The organism is Pseudoalteromonas sp. SCSIO 43101 (assembly GCF_023650775.1).
In the GTDB taxonomy this organism is placed as follows: domain Bacteria; phylum Pseudomonadota; class Gammaproteobacteria; order Enterobacterales; family Alteromonadaceae; genus Pseudoalteromonas; species Pseudoalteromonas apostichopi.
This window is the reverse complement of the sequence record NZ_CP072673.1, coordinates 2,386,646-2,410,705: the sequence shown is the minus strand read 5'-3', so window position 1 is coordinate 2,410,705 and position 24,060 is coordinate 2,386,646. Positions and strand designations below refer to the sequence as shown.

24 protein-coding genes are annotated in these 24,060 nt (G+C 40.0%); 13 read left to right on the top strand and 11 right to left on the bottom strand.

What is annotated here, in order from left to right:
* Positions 1–28: 28 nt before the first annotated feature.
* Positions 29–1,609: a sodium/proton antiporter NhaB gene (gene nhaB / locus J8Z25_RS11230; RefSeq protein ID WP_130051064.1), complete on the bottom strand. Its 1,581-nt coding sequence runs from the start codon at positions 1,607–1,609 to the stop codon at positions 29–31.
* Between the two features lie 233 nt (positions 1,610–1,842).
* On the opposite strand from nhaB, the gene fadR reads away from it, so the two are divergent.
* Together fadR and J8Z25_RS11220 are read left to right on the top strand one after the other, a co-directional pair.
* Entirely contained in the window at positions 1,843–2,556 is a 714-nt protein-coding gene (gene fadR / locus J8Z25_RS11225) for a fatty acid metabolism transcriptional regulator FadR (RefSeq protein WP_130051065.1), read from the top strand.
* A 432-nt stretch (positions 2,557–2,988) separates the two neighbouring features.
* Positions 2,989–3,594: a peroxiredoxin C gene (locus J8Z25_RS11220; protein ID WP_054551729.1), complete on the top strand. Its 606-nt coding sequence runs from the start codon at positions 2,989–2,991 to the stop codon at positions 3,592–3,594.
* A gap of 68 nt (positions 3,595–3,662) precedes the next feature.
* Here the strand turns inward: J8Z25_RS11220 and J8Z25_RS11215 are convergent, their stop codons facing one another.
* The gene (locus J8Z25_RS11215; RefSeq protein WP_233786807.1) at positions 3,663–6,188 is read right to left on the bottom strand and encodes a TonB-dependent receptor; all 2,526 of its coding nucleotides are present in this window, start codon (positions 6,186–6,188) and stop codon (positions 3,663–3,665) included.
* A gap of 265 nt (positions 6,189–6,453) precedes the next feature.
* Positions 6,454–6,933, bottom strand: a complete 480-nt coding sequence (gene smpB / locus J8Z25_RS11210) for an SsrA-binding protein SmpB (protein WP_063700124.1) — start codon at positions 6,931–6,933, stop codon at positions 6,454–6,456.
* A gap of 133 nt (positions 6,934–7,066) precedes the next feature.
* Here smpB and J8Z25_RS11205 point away from each other — a divergent pair, with 133 nt between their 5' ends.
* Together J8Z25_RS11205 and J8Z25_RS11200 are read left to right on the top strand one after the other, a co-directional pair.
* Positions 7,067–7,507, top strand: a complete 441-nt coding sequence (locus tag J8Z25_RS11205) for a type II toxin-antitoxin system RatA family toxin (protein WP_167658356.1) — start codon at positions 7,067–7,069, stop codon at positions 7,505–7,507.
* On the top strand, positions 7,504–7,830 hold the full coding sequence (locus J8Z25_RS11200) for an RnfH family protein (protein ID WP_130051068.1): 327 nt from the start codon (positions 7,504–7,506) through the stop codon (positions 7,828–7,830). The genes J8Z25_RS11205 and J8Z25_RS11200 overlap by 4 nt, the downstream gene beginning before the upstream one ends.
* A 42-nt stretch (positions 7,831–7,872) precedes the next feature.
* On the opposite strand, the gene J8Z25_RS11195 is transcribed toward J8Z25_RS11200, so the two are convergent.
* Entirely contained in the window at positions 7,873–8,235 is a 363-nt protein-coding gene (locus tag J8Z25_RS11195) for an outer membrane protein assembly factor BamE (protein WP_063528054.1), read from the bottom strand.
* Between the two features lie 117 nt (positions 8,236–8,352).
* On the opposite strand from J8Z25_RS11195, the gene J8Z25_RS11190 reads away from it, so the two are divergent.
* On the top strand, positions 8,353–8,670 hold the full coding sequence (locus tag J8Z25_RS11190) for a GIY-YIG nuclease family protein (protein ID WP_233786746.1): 318 nt from the start codon (positions 8,353–8,355) through the stop codon (positions 8,668–8,670).
* Here J8Z25_RS11190 and J8Z25_RS11185 read toward each other — a convergent pair whose 3' ends face one another.
* The 4 genes from J8Z25_RS11185 to ilvC all read right to left on the bottom strand — a co-directional run bounded on the left by J8Z25_RS11185 (position 8,671) and on the right by ilvC (position 14,320).
* Complete coding sequence (locus J8Z25_RS11185; RefSeq protein WP_239976937.1) at positions 8,671–9,534, bottom strand: M20/M25/M40 family metallo-hydrolase; 864 nt, start codon at positions 9,532–9,534, stop codon at positions 8,671–8,673.
* Positions 9,521–10,705 (bottom strand): tetratricopeptide repeat protein, encoded by a 1,185-nt coding sequence (locus J8Z25_RS11180; RefSeq protein ID WP_167658354.1) that lies wholly within the window; start codon positions 10,703–10,705, stop codon positions 9,521–9,523. Before J8Z25_RS11180 ends, J8Z25_RS11185 begins: the two co-directional genes overlap by 14 nt.
* A gap of 84 nt (positions 10,706–10,789) precedes the next feature.
* Positions 10,790–12,703 (bottom strand): methyl-accepting chemotaxis protein, encoded by a 1,914-nt coding sequence (locus tag J8Z25_RS11175; protein WP_130051071.1) that lies wholly within the window; start codon positions 12,701–12,703, stop codon positions 10,790–10,792.
* Between the two features lie 144 nt (positions 12,704–12,847).
* Complete coding sequence (gene ilvC, locus J8Z25_RS11170) at positions 12,848–14,320, bottom strand: ketol-acid reductoisomerase (RefSeq protein WP_130051072.1); 1,473 nt, start codon at positions 14,318–14,320, stop codon at positions 12,848–12,850.
* A gap of 146 nt (positions 14,321–14,466) precedes the next feature.
* Between ilvC and ilvY the strand changes: the two genes are divergently transcribed.
* The 6 genes from ilvY (at position 14,467) to J8Z25_RS11140 (ending at position 19,966) form a co-directional block, all read left to right on the top strand.
* On the top strand, positions 14,467–15,369 hold the full coding sequence (gene ilvY, locus J8Z25_RS11165; RefSeq protein ID WP_130051073.1) for an HTH-type transcriptional activator IlvY: 903 nt from the start codon (positions 14,467–14,469) through the stop codon (positions 15,367–15,369).
* Between the two features lie 274 nt (positions 15,370–15,643).
* Entirely contained in the window at positions 15,644–16,621 is a 978-nt protein-coding gene (locus tag J8Z25_RS11160; RefSeq protein ID WP_250661055.1) for a GGDEF domain-containing protein, read from the top strand.
* Between the two features lie 174 nt (positions 16,622–16,795).
* On the top strand, positions 16,796–17,623 hold the full coding sequence (locus J8Z25_RS11155) for a MipA/OmpV family protein (protein WP_484581370.1): 828 nt from the start codon (positions 16,796–16,798) through the stop codon (positions 17,621–17,623).
* Position 17,624: 1 nt separating this feature from the next.
* Positions 17,625–18,011 (top strand): DUF3019 domain-containing protein, encoded by a 387-nt coding sequence (locus J8Z25_RS11150; RefSeq protein ID WP_130051075.1) that lies wholly within the window; start codon positions 17,625–17,627, stop codon positions 18,009–18,011.
* 14 nt (positions 18,012–18,025) lie between these two features.
* Positions 18,026–18,718 (top strand): response regulator, encoded by a 693-nt coding sequence (locus tag J8Z25_RS11145; protein ID WP_054562019.1) that lies wholly within the window; start codon positions 18,026–18,028, stop codon positions 18,716–18,718.
* 6 nt (positions 18,719–18,724) lie between these two features.
* Positions 18,725–19,966 (top strand): ATP-binding protein, encoded by a 1,242-nt coding sequence (locus J8Z25_RS11140; protein WP_250661054.1) that lies wholly within the window; start codon positions 18,725–18,727, stop codon positions 19,964–19,966.
* Between the two features lie 131 nt (positions 19,967–20,097).
* On the opposite strand, the gene J8Z25_RS11135 is transcribed toward J8Z25_RS11140, so the two are convergent.
* The 3 genes from J8Z25_RS11135 to J8Z25_RS11125 form a co-directional block, all read right to left on the bottom strand.
* Positions 20,098–20,313 (bottom strand): DUF3820 family protein, encoded by a 216-nt coding sequence (locus J8Z25_RS11135; RefSeq protein ID WP_062564309.1) that lies wholly within the window; start codon positions 20,311–20,313, stop codon positions 20,098–20,100.
* Between the two features lie 138 nt (positions 20,314–20,451).
* Positions 20,452–20,733: a hypothetical protein gene (locus J8Z25_RS11130; RefSeq protein ID WP_130051078.1), complete on the bottom strand. Its 282-nt coding sequence runs from the start codon at positions 20,731–20,733 to the stop codon at positions 20,452–20,454.
* A gap of 283 nt (positions 20,734–21,016) precedes the next feature.
* A complete protein-coding gene (locus J8Z25_RS11125; protein ID WP_167658352.1) occupies positions 21,017–22,588 on the bottom strand; it encodes a cation:proton antiporter domain-containing protein in 1,572 nt (523 codons plus the stop codon).
* Between the two features lie 221 nt (positions 22,589–22,809).
* On the opposite strand from J8Z25_RS11125, the gene J8Z25_RS11120 reads away from it, so the two are divergent.
* A complete protein-coding gene (locus J8Z25_RS11120) occupies positions 22,810–23,553 on the top strand; it encodes a sporulation protein (RefSeq protein ID WP_250661053.1) in 744 nt (247 codons plus the stop codon).
* 69 nt (positions 23,554–23,622) lie between these two features.
* Positions 23,623–24,060 carry a GNAT family N-acetyltransferase gene (locus J8Z25_RS11115; RefSeq protein ID WP_130051081.1) on the top strand — a complete coding sequence of 146 codons (438 nt, stop codon included), beginning with the start codon at positions 23,623–23,625 and terminating at the stop codon, positions 24,058–24,060.

Genomic DNA, 24,060 nt, shown 5'->3' with positions numbered 1-24,060 from the left:
CCGCATTTCGCGGGCTTTTTTGTTTAGATTAATGACCACCAAGTGAACCTGGTAACACACCCGTATGGTGGTTGATTAAGCCCCATTGATAGAGTAAATCTGTCATATCAGATAGGCTAAATAAGGTCATACTCAAACCAACAATCGTTAACACTATGGTATATGGTAGGGCCATATAAACCATGCGCCCGTAAGACAGCCTTAGTACAGGTGCTAATGTTGATGTTAACAAGAACAAGAACGCAGCTTGGCCATTAGGGGTAGCAACACTTGGCAAGTTGGTACCTGTGTTAATAGCCACAGCCAGTAAATCGAACTGATCACGAGTAATTTGACCTGCTTGTAGTGCAGCAGCAACTTCGTTTATATACACAGTACCTACGAAAACATTGTCACTGACCATCGACAGAATACCGTTAGCTATGAAGAACATGACTAATTGCAGCTGGCCTTCAAAAGTAAGTACCCATGCGATCACGGGTGTAAATAAATGCTGGTCGATAATAACGGCAACAATTGAGAAAAATACGCAAAGTAATGCAGTGAATGGCAGGGCTTCTTCAAATGCTTTACCTAGTTGGTGTTCTTCAATGATGCCGGCACTGGCTGTCGCAAAAATAATTACCGATAAGCCAATTAAACCAACAGTGGCTAAATGAAGTGCTAGACCTATAATCAACCAAACAGCGATAAATGCTTGAATAGCTAAGTTCACTTTATCGCGTGTAGTACGTTTTTTCTCAAGCTTTTTAGCGTGGTCCGATAATATAGTGTGAATGGGTGCTGGGAGTTTGGCACCATAGCCAAATGCTTTGGTTTTCTCGAGGAAGAAAGTCGTGGCAATACCTGCAATCATTACAGGCAAAGTAATAGGCAGCATACGAAAGAAAAACTCGCCAAAGAACCAGCCAGCTCGTTCCGCAATAATTAAGTTTTGTGGCTCTCCTACCATAGTACACACACCACCTAAGGCAGTACCAATTGATGCATGCATCAACAAGTTACGTAAGAAAGCGCGAAACTCTTCAAGCTCTTGGCGATTGACAGGACGTACCTGGTTATCATCGTTAATATCGTGCTCACTGTTAGAATCTTTGCCAGATGCCACTTTATGATAAATGCTATAGAAACCCATAGCGACGGCAATAACCACAGCCATAACCGTTAACGCATCTAAGAAAGCGGATAAGAAGGCAGCTGCAATTGTAAACGACAGCGATAACACGGTCTTGCTACGCACCGAAACAACAAGCTTTGTGAAAATATACAAAAGCAAGTCTTTCATAAAGTATATGCCTGCAACCATAAAGATAAGTAACAGAATTACATCAATATTCTGTACTATTTCATGCTCAACTTGGCCGGCTGTTGTCATTCCAATAAACAACGCCTCTATGGCTAATAAGCCACCTGGTTGAAGCGGGTAACACTTTAGCGCCATTGCGAGTGTGAAGATAAACTCGAGCACTAATACCCATCCTGCCAGATAAGGGTTAAGTTGAAATAAAACTGGGTTGATTAGTAAAAACGCAATAATGGTGTATTTATACCACTGTGGCGAAGTCCCCAAAAAGTTTTTAAATATTGCTGGTAAAACGCGCTGTTGCATGGCTGTACCTTTTATTAGTGCTGGTTGTTATTGTAAATAATTAGAAGTTGAGTATATCGAAAGTATTGTTGTTTGGTGTGCTTTTAATCCAAAAGGTCACTTATTTAACGAGATCTTAAAGATTTTTATGCACAGCAGAGTTAGTTTACTTGTTAGTTGCTGATCATCTGGTACAATCAGTGAGTTGAATGCCAAATGCGGTAAAAGTAGTTGCTAACTCAAGTGGAAATTGAATGAGAATTTTTAAAGCGAAAAGCCCAGCAGGTTTTGCTGAAGAATACATTGTAGAATCTATTTGGAATGGTGACTTTCCGCCTGGCTCAATTCTTCCTGCCGAACGTGAATTGTCAGAGCTTATTGGTGTAACACGCACAACGTTACGTGAAGTACTGCAGCGTTTAGCTCGTGATGGTTGGTTAACAATTCAACACGGTAAACCTACTCGTGTAAATAACTTCTGGGAAACCTCAGGTCTAAATATTTTAGAAACACTTGCGCGTCTTGATGAAGATAAAATGCCAGAGCTTACAGATCAATTACTTTCTGCTCGTACTAATATCAGCGCAATTTACACTCGTGCGGCAATTAAGCTTGCCCCTGAGCGTGTAATTGAAATCTTAGCGCAAAGTGAAGAACTTGAAGACAGTGCTCAAGCATTTGCTGATTACGATTATAAAGTTCACCATGAACTAGCCGTTGCTGGTAATAACCGCATTTACGTGCTTATCTTAAATGGCTTTAAAGGCTTCTACTCAAAAATTGGTTGCCATTACTTCTCTGATTCACGTACCCGTGAATTAGCGCGTCAGTTTTATAAAGATTTAACTGTGCTGGCAGAGCGTCGTGAACACGATGGAGCGATTTCTATGATGCGTAAATACGGTCATCAAACAGGTGAAATCTGGCAGCAAATCCGTGGTGATATGCCAGAAGATATCATGGACTAGGTAGCACTAATTGATTTTCTATTTTTTAAGAGCCCAGCTTGATGCTGGGTTTTTTGTGTTCGTAAACTTTTTACAGCAGAAAGTTAGACTTACGAGCAAGTGTGCACGACATTCTTTTCTATCGTCACTGCTTTGTTCTGACCAAGATTAATACTAATAATACTTAATCATTTTGAGGGATTAGACCTGTCGCTACCACTATAAAAAAGGTCCTCACTTATTTCACGAATTGATAAGAATCGTCAGTATTTAATGTGAATCAATTTTTCCGATTAGGCATATCGCTTTTTTCGATTGTTCATTTGTCTGTAACCTCATTAAACTATCTTGCAAATTATCAATACTTACTCTTGGTTTTTGCTTTTTAGTAACCATATATAAGTGAGTATTGCATAGGCAATTGGAAATAAACTCAAATATTTGGAGATAAAAATGGGTGTATTAGTTGGCCGTCAGGCACCAGACTTTACTGCAGCAGCTGTTCTAGGTAACGGTGAAATCGTTGAAAACTTCAACCTAAAAGAAACTATCAAAGGTAAAAAAGCAGTTATCTTCTTTTACCCGTTAGACTTCACTTTCGTTTGTCCTTCAGAGTTAATCGCTTTCGACAAGCGTTTTGAAGAGTTCCAAAAGCGTGGCGTTGAAGTAATCGGTGTTTCTATCGATTCACAATTCTCACACAATGCATGGCGTAACACTGCCGTTGCTGACGGTGGTATTGGTCAAGTTAAATATGCACTAGTTGCAGACGTTAAACACGAAATCTGTCAAGCATACGACGTTGAGCACCCAGAAGCAGGTGTTGCTTTCCGTGGTTCTTTCCTAATCGATGAAGAAGGTAACGTACGTCACCAAGTAGTTAACGACCTTCCACTAGGCCGTAACATCGACGAAATGATCCGCATGGTTGACGCGCTAGCGTTCCACAGCGAGCACGGTGAAGTATGTCCAGCAGGTTGGACTGAAGGTAAAAAAGGTATGGATGCAAGCCCTGAAGGTGTTGCTAAATTCCTTTCTGAAAACGAAGGCGACCTATAATTTAGGCCTTTGTTAGCGAATTAAAAAACCCGCCAATTGGCGGGTTTTTGTTTTTAAGCTCAACGCGATTAATTAAAGCGCATTGTTAGTTTAGTATAGAAATAACGACCACGTGGGTTATGTACGCTCGACACATAGCCATATAAGTCGCCATCACCATCACCGATTGCAAACGGAGGATCTTCATCAAACACGTTATTCACACCCACAGATAGTTTGATTTTATCTGAGAAGTTATACGCAGTTTGTAAATCAACCAGTGTTTGCGAATCAACCATACGTGATGTGTTGCTATCAAAGTCTAAGTTTCCATCAAAGTCGATGTCTGGTGTATCTTCAAACTCACCAGTGTAGCTCACATTTACATTGGTATTGAAATCACCCATCTCCCAGTTTGTAGAGAAAATCCAACGGTTTTCAGGATAACGGTACTCGCCTGTGTAATCGCGACCATCTTTTTTAAATTCGTTTTGGTATGCCCATTCTAAATTGAATTTTAAGAAGCCGTAATCGTTCATAGCATGAGTGTAGTTTGCCGACACATCAACACCCGATACTTCTTGCGATGAAACGTTTTCAAAGGTGCTGTAAACTTTTTGGATTACACCTAAACTTTGACCATTTTGTGGTGCTAAACGCACACACACAGTGCTGTTTTGATCGTTACAGTTATTATCATAGATAGGGCCGAATTCTTGTTCATCTATCTTGTTATCTTGCGTAATGCTCCATACATCGACACCGAAACCAAATTCAGCGGTTGGTGCCCATATGAAACCAACATTCCATGACTCTGATTCTTCAGCTTCAAGGTTAGGGTTACCCGCAAATTGGATATTGTAATCAAGGGCATTACAGTCAAGTCCTGTCGCTTGACAGCGGTATGTATCAACGAAGAATTGGCTTTCTTCAGAAGGGCCTAAACCAATCTGTGCTAGTGAAGGTGCTCGGAAACCTTGTGCCCATGAACCACGAACAGTAATTGAGTCTGTTGGCGCCCAGCGTACAGCTACTTTAGGGTTTGTTGTTGAACCAAAATCACTGTAGTCATCATATCGACCAGCTAATTGTAGCTCTAAATTTTCAGCAAGAGGAATTGAAAACTCAATATAAGCTGCATATTGGTCGCGTTCTGCAGCGGCTGATACTGACTCAGTACCAAAGATTAAACCACGCTGGAATTGATCGTCTGGAATATCGCTCACATCTTCTTCACGGTATTCAATACCGGCAGCCATCATCACCACATCATCGCCAAAGCTAAATGCTTCACCACTGATATTTGCATCAAATGATGTCATATGAGACTCACCACGACGAACTAAGCTTGTCGTAATACGGTCAATAACTGCTTGGTCATTATAGGTGCCACCGAAAGGGTTATAGTTACCCGCATCGATTTCTTGTTGTAAGAAATCAGTACGCACCCAGCCTTGGCTTCTATCGCCTGTTTGCATTGATTTACTTCGACCTTTTTGAACGGCTGCTTCCCAGCTCCAGTCACTGATCTCGCCTTTTAGGCCCGCAACAAAGCGAAGTGTATCTGATTCAATATCCCATTGACGGGGGCCCGCATCTACTGTTCTGTAGCGACCAATTTCGATATCTTGGCCAAACGGGTTGTTAGGGTGGTTTGCTGGCACTGTAAGGCCGGCATCTTCATCAAGCGGAGTCGGTGCACCAGCTGCTTGCGAACTATTGTGTTGTACTGCAACTTCTAAAAATGCCGATATACCATTATCAAAGTTATATTCAAACTGCGAAATAGCACCAACACGTTCAGATGCAGGGGTTACGTAACCATACGGGCCATAGTCAAATAAACAACTACCACTTGCTGTCGCATTTTCTGCAGGGCATGCTGGATCAATGGTTTTTTCACCATCTACATAAAAGTAGCCTGGGAAACCACGCGATGAACGGAAATCCATACCACCATATGGTTCTTGGTTTGCTGTACCTAGACGGCCCATTTCATCAGAGGAGAGTGCTGAGTTGTTAAAGTAATCAATAATAATTGATGCGCTGCTTTTTTCTGTACTGGTACCCCAAACGAGGCTTGCTGTTTTTTCTTCGTAGTTAGGACCATCAGTACCACCATATCCAAGGTTTACTTCTAGACCATTAATATCCTTTTTTAAGATGATATTAACTACACCTGCAACCGCATCAGAACCATATATTGCCGATGCACCATCTTTTAAAATATCGATACGCTCAATCGCTGAAACAGGAATCGAGTTGATATCTACAAATGAATTGGTGATGCTTTCCGCAAAAGCACTTATTGAAACACGACGGCCATTAATAAGTACTAATGTTGCATCAGAGCCTAAGCCTCTGAGACTTACCGCAGCAGCCCCATTAGCTGTAGAGTCTTGGTTATTGCCGCGAGTAGAGAAAGTACCATTACCTGCAACTGGCATACGTTCTAATAATTGTTGTAGGTTGTCGTAGCCCATATTGTCTATGTCTGCACGACTTATTGACTGTACCGGTGATGGCCCTTCAATGTCAGAACGTTTAATACGAGAACCTGTAACTTCAATACGCTCGACCTTTTCAGCTCCATCTGACTCAGCAGCAATAGACATAAAGCTTGTGCCACTTAGTGCTGCAATAGTAAATGCGTAGAGAGGTCGCTGTAGAAAGCGGTGGGTGTTCTTCATAAATTTCAATCCTTGTGTAATTGTGAAAAAGTTGTGAAGTTGTCACGGTAAAGATTGATATCATGTAAACGTACTGGTTTGGAATAGCAAAAAAGGATGGGTTTTTTAGAGAGGGTATTGATATTTTTGTAAAAAGTGAGTGTTTGTAAGGGGTACGAGCCTAACACGAAAGTTAGGCTCATTTCATAAATTAAGCTTTATGTTTCATTAGGCGCTCTTTTTCTCGTGCCCAATCTTTATTCTTTCCGTCTTCACGTTTATCGTGCATCTTTTTACCTTTAGCAAGGTGGAACTCCAACTTCACCCAGCATTTTTTCCAGTACATTGCAGTTGCGATTAGTGAAAACCCGTCGCGTTCTGTTGCACCGATAAGACGATCGATTTCACGTTTATTTAAAAGTAACTTACGATAACGAAGTGGATCGCAAATTACGTGAGTAGAAGCACTGTTGAGAGGCTGAATTTGACTGCCAAGTAAAAATGCTTCGCCGTTTTTAATATGAATATAAGTCTCAGAGATGTTTACTTTACCAGCTCGGATACTTTTTACTTCCCAGCCCTGTAGTTCAACCCCTGCTTCGAACTTATCGTGTAAAAAATACTCATGGCGCGCTTTTTTGTTAAGCGCGATGGTATTACTTGTCGATTTAGATGATTTTTTCTTAGCCATAGTGGCCCATATTATACGTAAAAACAGCGTTTTTACATCGCTTTTTTAAGGCTTTGCGGATATTTTCGTGTTACTAAAATTTGGGGAAATAGCCAAAGCTTGCTAAAATTCGCCGACAAAGTTGGGAGTGAATATGCCGCAAATAGAAAAAAGTGCGCTTGTAATGTACAGCAGCAAAGAAATGTTTGATTTAGTGAATGATGTTGATGCTTATCCAGAGTTTTTGCCAAATTGCTCAGATGCTAAAATCATCACGCAACAAGCTAGTGGCATGACGGCCAGTTTGGAGATCTCAAAAGCGGGTTTAAAAAAGTGGTTTACTACCGAAAATACGTTTATTGATGAGCAAACTGTTGCACTTCGCTTAGTTGATGGCCCATTTAAAAAGTTACAAGGTAAATGGCAATTTTTACCGCTGGACGATAAAGCGTGCAAAGTACAGCTTCATCTTGAGTTTGAATTTGCGAGTAAACTTATCGAACTGGCTTTTGGAAAAGTATTTAACGAAGTAGCTAAAAATATGGTTAATGCATTTACGCAGCGTGCTAAAACTGTGTACGGAGTTCGTCCATGATAACTGTTGAAGTAGTTTTTGCTTTACCAACAACGGCAACCAGTTTATTAGTAGAAGTACCGATAGGCACGACAGCTGAGCAAGCGGTGATTAAGTCGGGTATTATCAATAAGTGTCCTGAAATAGACGCAAATAACTTAACACTGGGTATTTGGAACCGTACCTGTAAGCTTAATCAAGAAGTAAAGGAAGGGGATCGTATTGAGATTTATCGCCCTCTTATTGCTGATCCAAAGGATGCGCGCAGACGTCGAGCTGAAAAGGCCAAAGAAGAAGGACGTGCCAATAAAGTGACTGGCGGAAGGCCACTAAACAAGGCATAAAAAAGGGTAGCTCAGGCTACCCTTAATTAATTAGAATTAAGATTACTCTTGCTCAAGCGGCGTATTAAATTCGCTAGGTTGCTCGTAGTCACCTGATAACGAAACAAGCTTATCATTTTCGAAGTTAATAGTGAGTGACTTACGTTGCTCGTTGCTACGGCCAATGTTAAATACATACAGGTAATGCCACGTATTTTTATCAAAAGAGTCTTCTGCTACTGGCTTGCCTAGAACATACAGTACTTGCTCGCGAGTCATATTAACACGTAGCTTATCTACATCTGATTGTTCTAAAAAGTTACCTTGAGGAATATTGATACGGTAAACCCAGCTTGAACACCCTGCTGTAGCACTTAAAGTAAGGGTAAGTACTAACCAAAAAGAAAAAGTTTTAAACGACTGCATTATTTGTTTGAATCCTTATTTTTTATACACTGCATGATACCGATTAGTCACAGAAGGTAAAACCCTTTTCAGTAATTGTTTTTACTGAAATGCGATTAAAAACCACGAGGCACAAATTTGACCACTGCAAACCCAAAAAGTTTACATCAGCCTTTAAAAAACAGCGATAACTCAGATGTCATGTGGTATTTGTATATAGTGCAAACACGTTTAGGTCATTGGTATACAGGGATCAGTACCAATGTTGAAAAAAGATTCGCTCAGCATCAAGCTGGAAAAGGTGCTAAAAATCTTAAGGGAAAAGGGCCTCTAACGCTTATCTATCAACAGCAGGTGGGTAACCGTAGTGAAGCAACTAAACTAGAAATAAGCGTAAAAAAGCTCAGCAAAGCACAAAAAAGACAGTTTGTTTTAACGTCTGAGCTACCTAAATAACTAACTTGGAAGCTTTTCAATAAATAGGGCTATTTTCGCTATGGCATATTCGAATAGTGTAAAGTCGATGTGCGCCGCCGTGTCTGTGCTTTGGTGGTGGTGTTTGTCATGTCCTATACCAAAGTAAATATAAGGGATCCCCGCTTTAGCGAATGAATAATGGTCGCTTGCTCTGCGCCAATCAACTTTGAGATCAAATAACCGATTTAGCCTCGCTGACGAGCTAGTTACCATAAAGGTTAACTGTTCATCAGATAGAATTTTAATGTCAGCTTGATAATGTGCTAATGATTGATTATCTAAAAATGCATAGATACGCGGTTTTCTGGGGTTCACAACGAGCATATCTAAATTAATATTAAGTTTGATTTCGTCTTTATTAAGTGTCGATACCAAGTACTCGCTACCATGTAGGCCATTTTCTTCTGCATCGGTTGCAACAAAAACTAATTGATAGGGCAGAGGGCTTTGCGCAAAGTGCTCAGCTAAATAAAGTAAAGCGGCAACGCCGCTGGCATTGTCGTTCGCACCTGGGTAGAGCCGATTACCTTTTTGCCCTAAATGATCGTAATGAGCGGTAAAAATTACTTTTTTACACTTCTCACAGTGGCTATTTTTAGTCGCAATAATGTTCCGCCCAGTAGCCTTGCCAAAGAGCCCTGACTGATAAGTAAATACTTGATCATCAACAGAATAGCCATGAGCAATAAAGCGCTCTTTTATAAAGTGGGCGGCTAACTGAGCGCCTTGAGTCGCCGTTTTTCGCCCAGCAAATTGAGCCGATGTTAGCGTTATGACGTCTCGTTCTAAATCTGTACTGGCAAAAGCTTGCGCAGTGCTTAGTGTAGCACTAGCGGTAATCAATAAGCTTTGCAGTATGCGAGCGAAGCGCTTGTAACTTACTTTCGTAACGCTGTTTATCATGATCAAAGTCTGCTTTATTGTTTGCCATAGTTAAGTACTTTTTAGCGAGCTTTAGATCACCTAATTGATAATAGGTTCTCGCTAAACCAAAATCAGTATCATGCAGGGTTGGGTTTAAGTCACGGGCTTTTTTGTAGTGCTTTATTGCATCTTGATAACGGGCGGTCGTGTAAGCATCATTACCTAAAGAAATGTGATAATAGGGGTTTGCTTGGCGCTTATTATCAAGCTTGGCTAATATCGCCTGGCCTTGCTCTTCGCGATTGGTCAGATTATAGAGTCTGGCTAAATTGCCTAATGCGGTGTTGTTATCTGGATCTAAACTAATCGCGTATTGGTAGGCTGTTTCAGCTCTTGGATAGTCATCTGTTAATCTGAACAATACCCCAAGGTTACCCCAAGCACCTGAGTAGTTGCTATCAATATTAACAGCTGCTTTGTAATAGCTAAAAGCAGTATCATAATCATGTTTTAGCATCGCAGCTGCGCCTTTATTGTTATAAAACATTGCTGTAATACGTGCTTTATTGATGTTGCTGGTTTTAAACGCTTCTTGGCGGCTGTTTGGGTCAAAATCTATCACTAAAGAGCGCTCTTCTGGGTAAATGACTTTTCTATTTACCACGAGCTTTTGGGCCTCACTTACTTTTAAGTTGATATGGCCTGTGAGTAAATTAAAGCCATTATCAAGTGCCCAATATTCTGGAATATGTACTTTTTGAAATTGTCCTTCAAGGCCGAGATACTCAGCAAGACTGTAGGCTAAAATCGATAACGATAAACAATTTGCGTTTAAATTTGAGTAGGCTTGATTAGCCGTTAAGGTAGCACCAGATTGATAAGATAAAGACGCATCACCATTTTGCAAAAGGAACTTGAGCAAACGTTTAGTGCTTTGCAATGAACGGCTGTCTTTTGGAAAGGTACTATCAAGTTGCTCTTTTACATGTTCATTTAATGCAAAAATCTCTTGTTGAGTTTCAACTGAGGTTTGAGTAAACGTATTACTTTGCGTCAAAGCAAGTGGTGGGGGAGCGGTGTTATTTTCTGTACTACTACACGCTGTTAATAAGCAAAAGCTTGAGGCTAAAACAATGCTAGGTAATTTCATCTGACCCTCTTAATTCTTGGCCTAATACCATTTAAGTATAGGCCGTGAATGAAAAAGGGTCAGGGTTAACTGTTACAAAACGTGTCAGCGTTTATCGAAGGTCGCAACAAGGTCATCAAGAGTTTGAGCACTGTTTGCTAAATCTTTGATTGCTTGTTCACTGTCGATTTGTTCACGCATTACGTTGTCACTAATATCGCTTATTTGCTCAATGTTACGGCCCACATCTGCCACTACGTTACTTTGCTCTTCGGTAGCAGTCGCTATTAAGGTCGCCATATCGTTTATTTCATTGGCAGCATCGTTAATGGCATTGAGCAATTCAACTGAACTTTGCATTGCATCAACGCTTAACTGTGCTTGTGATTTCGAGTGATTGATATGATTTACCACTAGATCAGACGTATTCGTTAGTTCACTGATCATCGTTTGAATTTCAGTTGTTGATTGTGAAGTACGGTTTGCTAATGCTCTTACTTCATCGGCTACAACTGCAAAACCGCGACCATGCTCACCAGCACGAGCTGACTCAATCGCCGCATTAAGTGCTAATAGGTTAGTTTGCTCAGAAATACCTCTGATAGAGTCAACAATACTGGCGATAGCTTGCGTTTTATTTGCAAGCTCGTTTACTTGCTCAGTGATGTTATCGATATCGCATGCAAGTTCTATAATTGCTTCTTTGCTTTGTGTTACCTGAGTATGACTTTGTTCGGTATTTTGTTTACTGTTTTCAGTGAGTTTAGCCGTATTAGCTGCGCTTGAGGCAATTTCTTGCACTGTCGCACCCATTTCATTAATCGCTGCTGCGACCGAAATTGTTTGTTCTTTTTGATTATCTAGCGCTTCAGAGTTCTTCTGTGCTTGCTTAAACACATGATCAGCGCTTTGTCTTATTTCACTACTTTCTTGGGCAACTTGGCTGATAGCAGTCTCAATCTTAGAGATGAATTGGTTAAAGCCTGCTGACAAGTTAGCGAGTTCAGGTTGTTCGGAAGCTGGCAAACGATAAGCTAAATTTGCATCACCTGAGCCTAAACGAGTAAACAACTCTGCCATTTTAGACAGCGGGGATGATAGTGTACGTGCAAGCACTAAACCAGCAAAACTTGCAATGAGGGCAATAACAATTGCAAAGCTGATAATTTGCCATTGTAAAACTTGGATGCTAGAAAATACTTCGTGCTTAGGTACTTGGGCAATGACAAATAAATCTGTGTTTTGGATTGGGCTTGCGGCTACTAATGTCGCTTCACCATCAAGATCGATTTCCTGTAAATTGAATTCACTTTGAGTTAACAGAGAACGAGTGATAGCAGTTTTATAAACGTCATCTAATTTAGCTTTGGCGACTTTGCTCTCGTCTTTATGAAGCTGAATTAGGCCGTTTTTATCGGCAATGTAAACAAAACCAGTCTCTTCAATTTTAAAACGCTGTAACATTGCTTGCATATCGTCAATACTTTTTGCAAGGCCTGCTAAACCAATCCCATTGGTTTGCTGGTGATTTACAAACATTTTTACATCAGTGGGTGATTCTTGATAGATACTGATTGAAAAAGGCTGTGTAGTGTTGGTAAACGCATAAAACCAGCCATCCTGCTCTTTGGTTAAAACTCGCAAAAAGCCATCTTGGTTCCAATATTGTGCAGTTTCTCGATTAGCCCACGAAGCAGTTGCTAAGTCGTATTGCTTAACAAGGCGGTTGAGCTCTTTAAGCAAAGTCTTGTCATCAGTATTACCTGAGCGAGCCCATTCTAATACAAATTCGTTACTAGATAGCTGCTCTGCCGCACTGATCATTTGATTTATATCATGAGTAATATAATTATCAATTGCTTGCAATTTGCTAGGTAGTTCAGATTCAATCATTCGTTGTTCAATGATTTGTTTTGCACTATATATAGCCGTTGCGCCGATTAACGCAGCAACAATTAGGGCGATAGAACTGCCAAGCAGTGTAATTTTTTTAGTAATGGTGAGTTGATTTAACGCCATGAAAGTGTCTTAGTTTACAACATTTAAGTCAGTAATTTTAGCATACACTTTATAGATGACGAATCAATGTAGGGACAAAAAAAAAGCCCAAAGCATATAAGCAATTGGGCTTGGTTTCTAACAAGCGAAACTTACTTTCCAGGGTTAAACAATTTTCTTCATTGCTGACATGTAACCACGTAGCTTGCTACCAATAATTTCAACCGGGTGCTCGCGCAGTGCTTTATTCACGGCAATCAAGGTTTGGTTATCAACTTGGTTGCTAGCACTATCAAGACCTTTACCAATTACATCTGTATCGATATTTTTCATAAAATCTTGCAGCAACGGTAAACACGCGTGGTTATATAAGTAACAGCCATACTCTGCAGTATCTGAAATAGTTCGGTTCATTTCGAAAAGCTTCTTACGAGCAATGGTATTCGCGATAAGTGGCGTTTCGTGTAGTGATTCATAGTAAGCAGATTCAGCGATGATACCTGCCGCAGTCATGGTTTCGAAGGCCAACTCAACACCTGCTTTAACCATGGCAACCATTAAAATACCTTGGTCGAAGAATGCTTGCTCGCTGATTTCTTGATCTGTATTTTGTTGTTTCTCGAATGCGGTTTCTGCTGTTTCGGCGCGCCAAGCTAGTAATTTTGCGTCATCTTCAGCCCAATCAGCCATCATGCCACGAGAAAATTCACCGCTAATGATGTCATCCATATGCTTATTGTAAAGTGGACGCATAATTGTTTTAAGCTCTTCACTTAATTCAAATGCTTTTACTTTTGCTGGATTTGATAAACGGTCAAGCATGTTAGTAACACCGCCATACTTAAGTGCTTCAGTGATCACTTCCCAACCGTATTGGATTAGTTTAGACGCGTAGCTTGCATCAATACCTTTTTCAACCATTTTGTCGAAGCATAGTAATGAACCGGTTTGTAGCATACCGCATAGAATCGTTTGCTCACCCATCAAGTCAGATTTAACTTCCGCAATGAATGATGATTTTAATACGCCAGCACGATGACCACCGGTACCAGCTGCATAAGCTTTAGCTTGAGCTAGGCCATGGCCTTGAGGATCATTTTCTGGGTGAACCGCAATCAATGTTGGTACACCAAAGCCACGCTTATATTCTTCACGTACTTCCGATCCAGGGCACTTAGGTGCAACCATGATAACCGTTAAGTCTTCACGGATTTGCATGCCTTCTTCAACAATATTGAAACCATGTGAGTAAGCAAGCGTTGCGCCTTGCTTCATTAAAGGCATAATAGCATTTACAACAGCGGTATGTTGTTTATCAGGTGTTAGGTTTAATACTACATCTGCTGTTGGGATAAGCTCTTCATATGTGCCTACAGTAAAACCATTTTCAGATGCGTTTAAGAAAGATTGACGACGCTCAGCAATAGCTGATTCACGCAATGTATAAGAAACATCTAAACCTGAGTCACGTAAATTTAAACCTTGGTTAAGGCCTTGTGCGCCACAACCGACAATAACGAGTTTTTTCCCTTTTAAAGCGTCTACACCATCAGCAAACTCTGCTGGGTCCATAAATTCACACTGCGCTAATTGCGCTAACTGCTCTCTTAAAGGAAGAGTATTAAAATAATTCGCCATTGTTAGTGTCCTATAAATACAATTTTGTTAGAAAATCAAAGAACCGACGTAGTGTTCTTTGTATGTCTTAACACTATGCAATTTTTTACCTTGCGTAAAATGATATATTTGAATTAAAGTATTTCATAAAATGAAATGGTGGTGGTATGGATCATAAACATCTTAATTACTTTTTGGCGTTAGCAAAGACGCTACACTTTGCAAGAGCCAGTGAGCTTTGCCATATCAGTGCGCCAACCTTGAGTCGGAACATCAAGCAACTCGAAGAAGAGGTTGGGGTGGTGTTATTTAATCGGGATAATCGCACCGTAAAATTAACCCGCGAGGGTGAGTCATTTATTGAGTACGCTAATGCGACGCTTGCTAACTGGCATCGTTTTAAAGCTAATGTACAAGAGCCGCAACAGCATGTTTATGGCAATGTCAGTATTTATTGCTCTGTAACTGCCTCATATAGTTTTTTACATCAAATACTTGAACAACTGCGTATGCAGCACCCATATATTGAAATTACTTTGAATACTGGTGACCCTGCATTAGCAATAAATCGTGTTTTAGATGGTCATGAAGATATGGCAATTGCTGCTAAACCAACAAAACTACCGGGACAAATTGCCTTTACTAGTGTTGGTTATTCGCCACTAGTATTGATTGCGCCAAAAATTGTGTGCCCGATCAGCGAAAAACTGTCAGCAAATGAGCAAATTGATTGGTCAGATTTAGAATTTATTGTTGCTGAGCAAGGTTTATCAAGGCAGCGTCTTGAGCAGTGGTGGCGTAAAAAGAATATTCATGGCCGTATATATGCGCAGGTTGCAGGTCATGAAGCTATGGTCTCTATGGTGAGTCTAGGTTTAGGTATTGCTATGGTGCCAAAAATAGTACTGGATAACAGCCCGCTCAAAGATAAAGTGCAAATTGTTAGTGATGCAGAACAAACTATTGCAGGTTTCGAAATTGGTCTAGCCGTACTAAATAAAGAGCGTCATGATCCTGCACTCAACGCGATTTGGAGTATTGCTCAATCGCTTACCCAGCAAGCAATTTAACTTAATAACTAGTGGCTTTGACTTTAATTTAAACTTTTACATAGATACAACCGCACACTTTAATTAGTTATTTAGTATTGGTTTTTGTAAAATTTTTTCGTGGTTTTTACTGGTTTTAGTCTGTCAAAATCCTTTTTCATTGATTTTTCTTTGGGTGTTGTTAACTTAATTGAAATAATAAAAATTTTCATGGCCTAGACTCATGATACTCTCAGCGCAAGCCGACCACTCTTTAAGCTACTCGAGCCATTGTCTGAAGCTCGCAATTCCTCTAATGGTAAAATACAAGATGCCAATTACGCCGCTTAATTATGCGCTTTGGTATTGCTATGTGAGTGATAAAAATCAAAAGTTAAGTAAAGAGCTCGATAGTATTATTAAACAACACAATACTTGTAGTCATGAGCAGGCAAAGCGGCTTTTCGATAAGTACTTATCTCGGGATGACTTGGCACTATTTTATCAGCTCTCTAGCGGCTTTAACGATGTTGTTGGCAAGGTACATCAAGATATTAACGAAGCACTAAGTTACTCAACTGAATTTAATCAGGCGCTGCAAGAGTGTCGTGAAACACTAACGAGTGCTGATATAAGCCAAGAAAGTGGCTTTGATGATGTACTTGATTGTGTAGAGCGTTTAAGTGATGAGTCGGCAGCTTTGCAAAGCCGTGCGCAAGATTTTCAAAACCAACTCGCTATGGCGTACTCCGAAATTACAGAGCTAAAGCAAGAGCTTGTTAGGTCAAGAAGTAAAGCTGAAAAAGACCCTCTGACTGGGCTTTATAATCGTGGTAAGTTTGATGAAGATATAACGCGATTTTGCCAAACTAATAATTTAGCTGAAGTCGCCGTGCTTACAATGGTCGATATCGATCACTTTAAACAGTTTAACGACACCTTTGGTCACCAAAAAGGAGATCAAGTTTTACGAGCTGTTTCAGCAAAACTACTTAAGCATGTTTCAAGTGTTGGCCAAGCTTATCGTTATGGTGGCGAAGAGTTTTGTTTCACGGCTCAGTTTGCCAGCATTAGTGATATGACTAACTTTACCCAGCAACTACGTCAGGCTGTTACTAAACTACAAATTAAAAATCCTAAATCTGACAAGGTGTTAAGCCAAGTGACAGCAAGCTTTGGTATTGCTATTAAAGCTAAAAATAGTAAACCGGAACAACTGATTGCTAAAGCTGATAAAGCGCTTTATTTAGCAAAAGAGCATGGTCGCAATCGCATAGAAATCGTCGAAGAGTAACAAACTTAATCGATATATGTATCAAATTTGTGAATAGTTGTAACCTTGCAACGACAGTTTGTTCACATCTTGATATTATGCTTTTATTGCATAAATTTCTTTGGTCGTAAAATAACAATGAAATCTCAAACGATCAGGATGTGCGCACTGGTTTATGCCATATTTGGCATGCTAGTGAGTCAAGCAAGCGCTGATGACTCAACGCGCACTGAACGTGAAAGCCGTGTGGCAAATCAACAGATTGATACCCAGCAATGGCATCTAAGTATTAATACAGGTGCGGGGGTGATCACGAATCCACTTCATGGAGGTGATAACTTACCTTTGCTCGTGCTGCCTGAAATCGCTTTTTATGGTGAAAAATGGTTCTTTGATAATGGCCGTTTAGGTTATTCATTACAAGAGAGTGATAGTCACGTCGTTAACTTTGTTACTGAGTTCAACCCTGAGACGCGTTTCTTTATAGATTTCCATCCAAGTAATATATTTGCACTGCAAACATCAAATAGTTTTATTGTTGAATCGACCACCAGTAATGAACTGGCAGAAAAGTCTGTATCTACAAGCGATATTAAAAAAAGACGCTGGGCTTTAGATGCTGGCTTAAGTTATCACTATATTCGAAATAATCATGTTATCTCTGTACAAGCGTTGACCGATGTTTCCGGAGTTTATAACGGTTTGCGTAGTGCTTTACAATGGCAATCACATCACCGTATAGGAAACTTATCGGTCGCACCTAGCCTAGGGATCTGGTACAAATCAGCCAGACTAAATGATTATTTTTATGGTTTATCGGCAGAAGAGTCCTCATATGGGGAAATTGATGTTGGCAGTAGCTGGCAACCTTATGCTAAAATCGACGCCCGTTGGCCCCTGAGTGAGGCTAACTCTCTTCGTTTTCATTTAGCATATTATGACTACTCAGCCGTGGATGACAGTCCGCTTTTTGAACACACGTACTCGATGACTGCATTTATAGGATTCAATCATATTTTTTAATATGAAGTATTTTGCTTTTAGTCTGTGTGTGTTTGTTGCTGTTATTTGGGCTTCCCCAAGCTATGCACAAGCGACTCAGTTTGATATCACACCAAAAGTGTGCGTTGTATTACAACAGCACGAATTTTGTGATCTTGAGTTAAAAATGAGTTGGCAAAGTCAACAGCCTCAAGATTTGTGTTTGTACCAAAATAATCAGAAAATTCAATGCTGGAACGACACTAGTTCAGGGGTTTTCAGCCATAAAGCGCGGGTTCAGATTGAAACAATATACTCCTTAGTCAATCCGCACACGGGGAGTAAAATTGCGACAGCAAAAGTCGAAGTGCAAAGCACCGAAGCAAAAACAACGAGGCGTAGGTTACGCTCACCGTGGAGCTTTTTTTAATTTAGGAGCAACCAATGGCAAAGATTTTACTTGTTGAAGATGATCTCGGCTTACAGCAGTTAACACGTGATTACCTTCAGCATAATGGGTTGGATGTTGCGGTCCTTGAACGCGGCGATGAAGTATTTGAATACCTTGAAAACAACCCTGTTGATCTAATGATTTTAGATGTCATGTTACCAGGTAAAGACGGCTTTAGTGTGTGTCGTCAGGTTCGTGATAAATTCAGCTTACCTATTTTAATGTTAACAGCAAAAGGTGAAGACTTTGACCAAGTGATTGGTTTGGAGCTCGGCGCAGATGATTATGTAATCAAGCCTGCTGAGCCTCGTGTATTATTAGCGCGTATTAATGCGTTATTACGTCGTGGACAAGCTACTAACAAAGCACCTGAAGAGCTTAGTTTTGGTGATTTAACTATTGATAAAACTAGCCGCATCGTTACACTAAAAGGCAGTGAAATTACACTGACTTCTCATGAATTTGAGCTACTTTGGTTACTCGCATCAAATGCAGGTGAAGTGTTAAGCCGTGAACATGTGCACCAGCATATGATTGGCCGTCAGTATGATGGCTTAGACCGTACAGTTGATGTACGCGTATCACGTATCCGCAAGAAGCTAGGTGATAATAGTGATAAACCATACCGAATTAAAACAGTTTGGGGACAAGGTTACCTCTTTGTATCTGATGCATGGGATATGTAAACATTAATGGGGAAACTATTTGCAAGCTTATATCTTTATATAATAGTTTCTCTGTTTCTTGTTAGTGGGGTCATAGAACAGTTATGGCCCTACGAAGAAACTCAACAACAAATCGCCCTCGACCAAGAATTTGGTAAATCTCTATGGCTATTAAGCCAAACGGATAATGGTTTAGCTTCGCTACAACGAGAGTATGAAAGCGAATTGATTAATCTCTCAGACCTTGCTTTACCAGGTGATTTAAAATCACAGCTCAAAAATGATCATCATCTGTATTTGTTTAATAAAGAGCAAAAGGTGGTTTGGTATATTGCTATCAACGACACACAGCTTTTGCAAGTAGGTCCACTTTCTGTTGAAAACCCAAATTTTAGCTCAGTTTGGCCTTACTTTTTATTATTAACAGTAATTGGTTTGCCTATCGGGCTATGGAGCTTATTACTATGGCGAGATTTTAATAAACTCACACTTGCCTGTGAAGCTGTAGGAGGAGCGCAAGACTTCGAACTACAAGACGCTTCCAAATCCTTTTTCCTGCCAATCACAGATACACTCAATGCGATGCAAGAGCGTATCCAATACCTTCTAGCAGCACAGCAAGAGCTTACTTCTTCTGTTTCTCATGAGTTTAGAACGCCACTTGCTCGTTTAAAGTTTGCAATTGCTATGCTTGAAGAGCAAGTTGAGAATGAAAAATCTTATACTTACATTGATAACATGCAGGCTGATATTGCAGAGCTTGAGGCATTAGTTTCCGAAATGCTGGAATATGCGCGGCTTGATTCACATCAACCGAGTTTAAAACCACGTTCTTGTGACCTTACTGCGCTTATCAACAGTGTGGTGAATAAGCTCGAATTTGCTACTGACATTGAGGTAGCAGTGAGTGCACCTAAGCAGCTTTACTACGAGTGTGACGAGCATTTTATGGCGCGTTGTATTCAAAACCTATTAGGCAATGCACAAAAATACGCAAACCACAAAATTCATGTGAGCCTTGAAGAGTTAGGTGATTCGATACAAATTAGTGTTGAAGACGATGGTCCAGGGATCGCTAAATCTGAGTGGCAAAGTATTTTTAAGCCATTTACTCGTTTAGATAAAAGCCGTGATAAGAAAACAGGTGGCTTTGGGTTAGGTCTTGCAATTGTCGCTAAAATTGTCAGTTGGCATCAAGGGCAGTCTGAAGTGTGTGATTCACCATTAGGTGGAGCAAAATTTGTGATTCGCTTGTTCAAGACTAATTAAGCCTTAGATTACAGGTATTTTTGCAGGCATAAAAAAAGCGCCTAAGGCGCTTTTTAAAGATTAAAACCAAAAATAAACAAGTAGCAAAGTAATAGACCGCACTTAATTATAAAAGTTCGAAAAAAGGTTAATTATTTTTCATCTAATAATGGCATTAGCATTTTTTCTAGGCCATTGAGCTTCACTTCATACATCATCGCTAGTTGTGCACCTAGCTGGGAATCAGGAAATCCTTGTTGTTTAAACCACACCAAATAAGGCTCTGGCAGCAATAATAAAGGGCGACCAGCATACTTTCCAAATGGCATCTTAGTATTTATGGCGCGTTTGAGTTGAGCTGTATCCATCTTTATCTCAAAGAAATTTTAAAGCTAGATGATACGGTAAAAAGGGGAGAGAAAATAGGCTGTGACGGGCAAGAAACAGCCTATTTAGTGAGGGATGTAGGCCCTCAGAATAACAGCCACTAAATTAATTACGGCGTATTAGTGTAGTTGGTTACGACGCTTTTTCGTAAAGCCAAGCTTATTTAGCTTGAGGGCAATAGCTGGGTCGTCGATTCGTTCAGGTGTTTCACAGTCACGAAGAAAATGATCACTAGGTACTTGATATACATCGAGCATCTTGTTGAATAGCACGGTTCTAATATCCAAAGCAGTCATGCCGTTATTTTGTAACTCATCAAGTTGCTGCTGAATATCTGAAAGTTTCCCACCACGTGCATCATCCGTATTTGCTAAAAACTCGTTGGTAAACTTATTTTTCATTTAAACAACCTCAATCAATCTAACCGCGCTGTATTTGAGATAACGAAATCACAACATGGCTAAACTTTTTTGTGTTAAAAATAGATACTTAGCTAAGCACCTTAGAATTAATTCTACTCTTTTTTTTAGCCTGATTGCTAATCTGGATGTAAAGCTTTGTAAATAGGCTTAACCCAATGTGGGGACGGGGTTGTTGAGGAAAGAAAACTAGTTAGCCAACTAACTGAATACAGTGAAAATAATTATCAGTACCATCTGGAGGTACTGATAATTTTTTTTTACATTAAGAGAAAAGTTTTTGTTTTACATGCTCAGCGAAGCCACTACCAGCTTCTAAATAGAAGTTATATGTCGAGTCAACCCCCATATCTTCTAGTTCTTTTTGCTGATCTGGGTAGTTTGCGATAGCAGTAACCTGACCTTCATAGCCAGAAGCACGAAGTTGCTCTAAAGCAAAAATATTTTGCATATGCTTCGGCATCGCAAGCATCACCATCCCTACATGTGAGTGATTTACACGCTGCCAGAAATCAGGGTCAGTGGCGTCTGCAAGCAATACACGGCGACCGCGTTTGATATGTTTATCAACAACATCAGGCTTTATATCAATACCTGCGACAAGATTTGGATGGGTTTGGCTGATTGTTTCATAAGCACCTGTACCAATGCGACCCATGCCAAATATAACAATTTTTGTATCATTAAGGTTTACGGGCAGCTCTTCAGCAAGACGACTATCACTTTCAAATTTAAGCAGCCAATGTTCAATTTTCACATAAACTTCATTTGATCGCTTATTTAATGGCGAAGCTAAAATAAAGGTGATCGACACAGCAATAGCCATCACTGCCAACCACTCAGAGGTGATCATATTACTGGTGGCGGCAACAGCACACACAATTAAGCCAAACTCACTATAATTAGCTAAGCTGAAGGCGCTTAACAAAGAAGTACGAGCACGTAATTTGAATGTGTTTGTTAGCACATAATAAAGAGCAACTTTTAATGGTAAGACTAATATAATGATGATTGCAACGATCACTGCATGAGTTGTCAGTTCTGCATTCAAGCCAATATTTAAGAAAAAGCCGACTAATAATACGTCTTTTAAATTAAGTAACGACTTTGATAACTCACCAGCTTTTTTATGTGAAGCGAACATCATACCAATGATCAAAGCGCCTAAATCACCCTTAAGGCCCGCGAATTCAAAAGCCTGATAGCCAATAATAAGTGCAAAGAAAAAACCAAACAGCGGCAATAATTCACCGTGCTTTGAACGGTTTAATACCCAAAACATCACAGGTCTTAAAACTGGTAAGCCGACTAATAATGCCAGTGCCCAAATATTTGGGGCTTTACCTGTACTGATGGCTAAGAAGATAACCGCAAAGATATCTTGCATAACTAAGATACCAATAGCAATTTTACCATGAAGGCTTGCCATTTCACCTCGCTCTTCAAGTACTTTTACTGCAAATACGGTGCTTGAGAAGCTAAAGGCAAAGCCGACTAATAATGCACTTTGCCAAGTCAGCTCATTAAATAAAGGTAGTGCTAAGGCACCTAATAACAACATAAAACCACTAAACAGCGTGCTACTCAAAACAATATGCATTGAGGCTGGCGCCCATACTTGTGGCTTCATTAGGTTAGATACTTTGAGTTTAAGACCAATGCTAAACAATAACAAAGTAACACCAAGACTTGCCAAGGTATTTAGCAGCTCGGTTGTCTTATATCCATATAGGTTGAGTGCAAAACCCGCTAATAAAAAGCCGATAAGAGGAGGCAGCTTTAACTGGTAAACAGCAAAGCCACAAACGAACGCGGTAGCAAAGTAGATTAGTTCCATAATTGTTCTTTTAACTTCATTTGTTTGAAGTGTAGCGAAATATTCGTAGTTGGAAAACAACAACGAGCAATAGGAGTTCAAAAAATAAGCACTTATACATGATTTATTGATTAATCCGGCAAAAGCATCATTTTTTCGCTGACATTAGCTTTTAATTGTGGTTAAGATGCATTAACAAAGGAATTTAAGCCATAGGTTAGAAGCTGGCTTAAGGAGAATAGATGTTTAAGAAAATCCTTGCATCAGTAGGTATTGGTGCAGCAAAAGTTGACACTGTACTCGAGACAGAGCATTTACAACCGGGTCAAAAGTTTAATGCCGTTATTGTCATCAAAGGTGGCGATGTGGACCAAGAAATATCGGGTTTAGACCTAGCACTTATGACACGTGTAAAAGTCGATGGCGAAGATGGTGAGTATTTCACAAAGCATGTTATTGAAAAATGGCGTATTACAGATATAGGCACAATTGCAGCGGGTGTTGAAAAACATATTCCATTTGAAGCTCGCCTTCATTCTGAGACACCGATCACCGAAATTAATGCTGGTTATAACCAATCGCATGTTTGGCTTGAAACTGGCTTAGACATTGATTTAGCGCTTGATCCAACAGACCGTGATGCATTGCATATTTATCCTAATGACGCTGTAAGCACGTTTATGGAAGCGATGGATCGACTTGGCTTCAGTCTAGTAAAAGCGGATGTAGAAAAAGGCTTCTTAAGGGCTCCTACTTTTCAATCACACTCTGGTTGTTATCAAGAATTAGAATATCGCCCAAATAGCCGTAGCCTCTTTGGTTTACAAGAGGTTGAGTTGTCGTTTGTGCCTGAAGCGCATAAAACACATGTATTAATCGAACTTGATCGCGCCTTCAGAGGGGATGGTTATGTAGATTTAACCATTGAACATGATCATGTAAATCTGTCACAGCTTTGTGATCAGCTAGAACGATTATTTGCTTAAAGACTAACTATTAGCTAGTTAGTTAAAACCCAGCTACGGCTGGGTTTTTTGTCTTCATAAAGGAGCGTTATGTTTTCTATTAAAAGTTATAGCGAACTCAGTAAAGATGAGTTATTCGCCATTTTACGGGCGCGGGTTGATGTATTTGTTGTAGAGCAAACCTGTCCTTACCCAGAAATTGACGAAGTTGATAACAATGAGCTTACTCAGCATATATTTTTGTTTAAAGCTCAGCAGGTAGCTGCCTATGCACGTTGCTATAAAAAGAATGAGCAATTTAGCGCATTTGGTCGAGTGCTGGTTGCAGAGCAATTTCGTGGTGATGGGTTGGCAACTAAACTAGTGCAAACCGCGATAGATACTTGTAAAAAACATTGGCCAGATAAAGCGATCATGATTGGTGCTCAGTGCTATTTAACCGGGTTTTATCAGCAATTTGACTTTGTAAATGTGGGGGATGATTATTTAGAAGATGGCATTCCACACCAGGATATGTGTTTGAGGTAG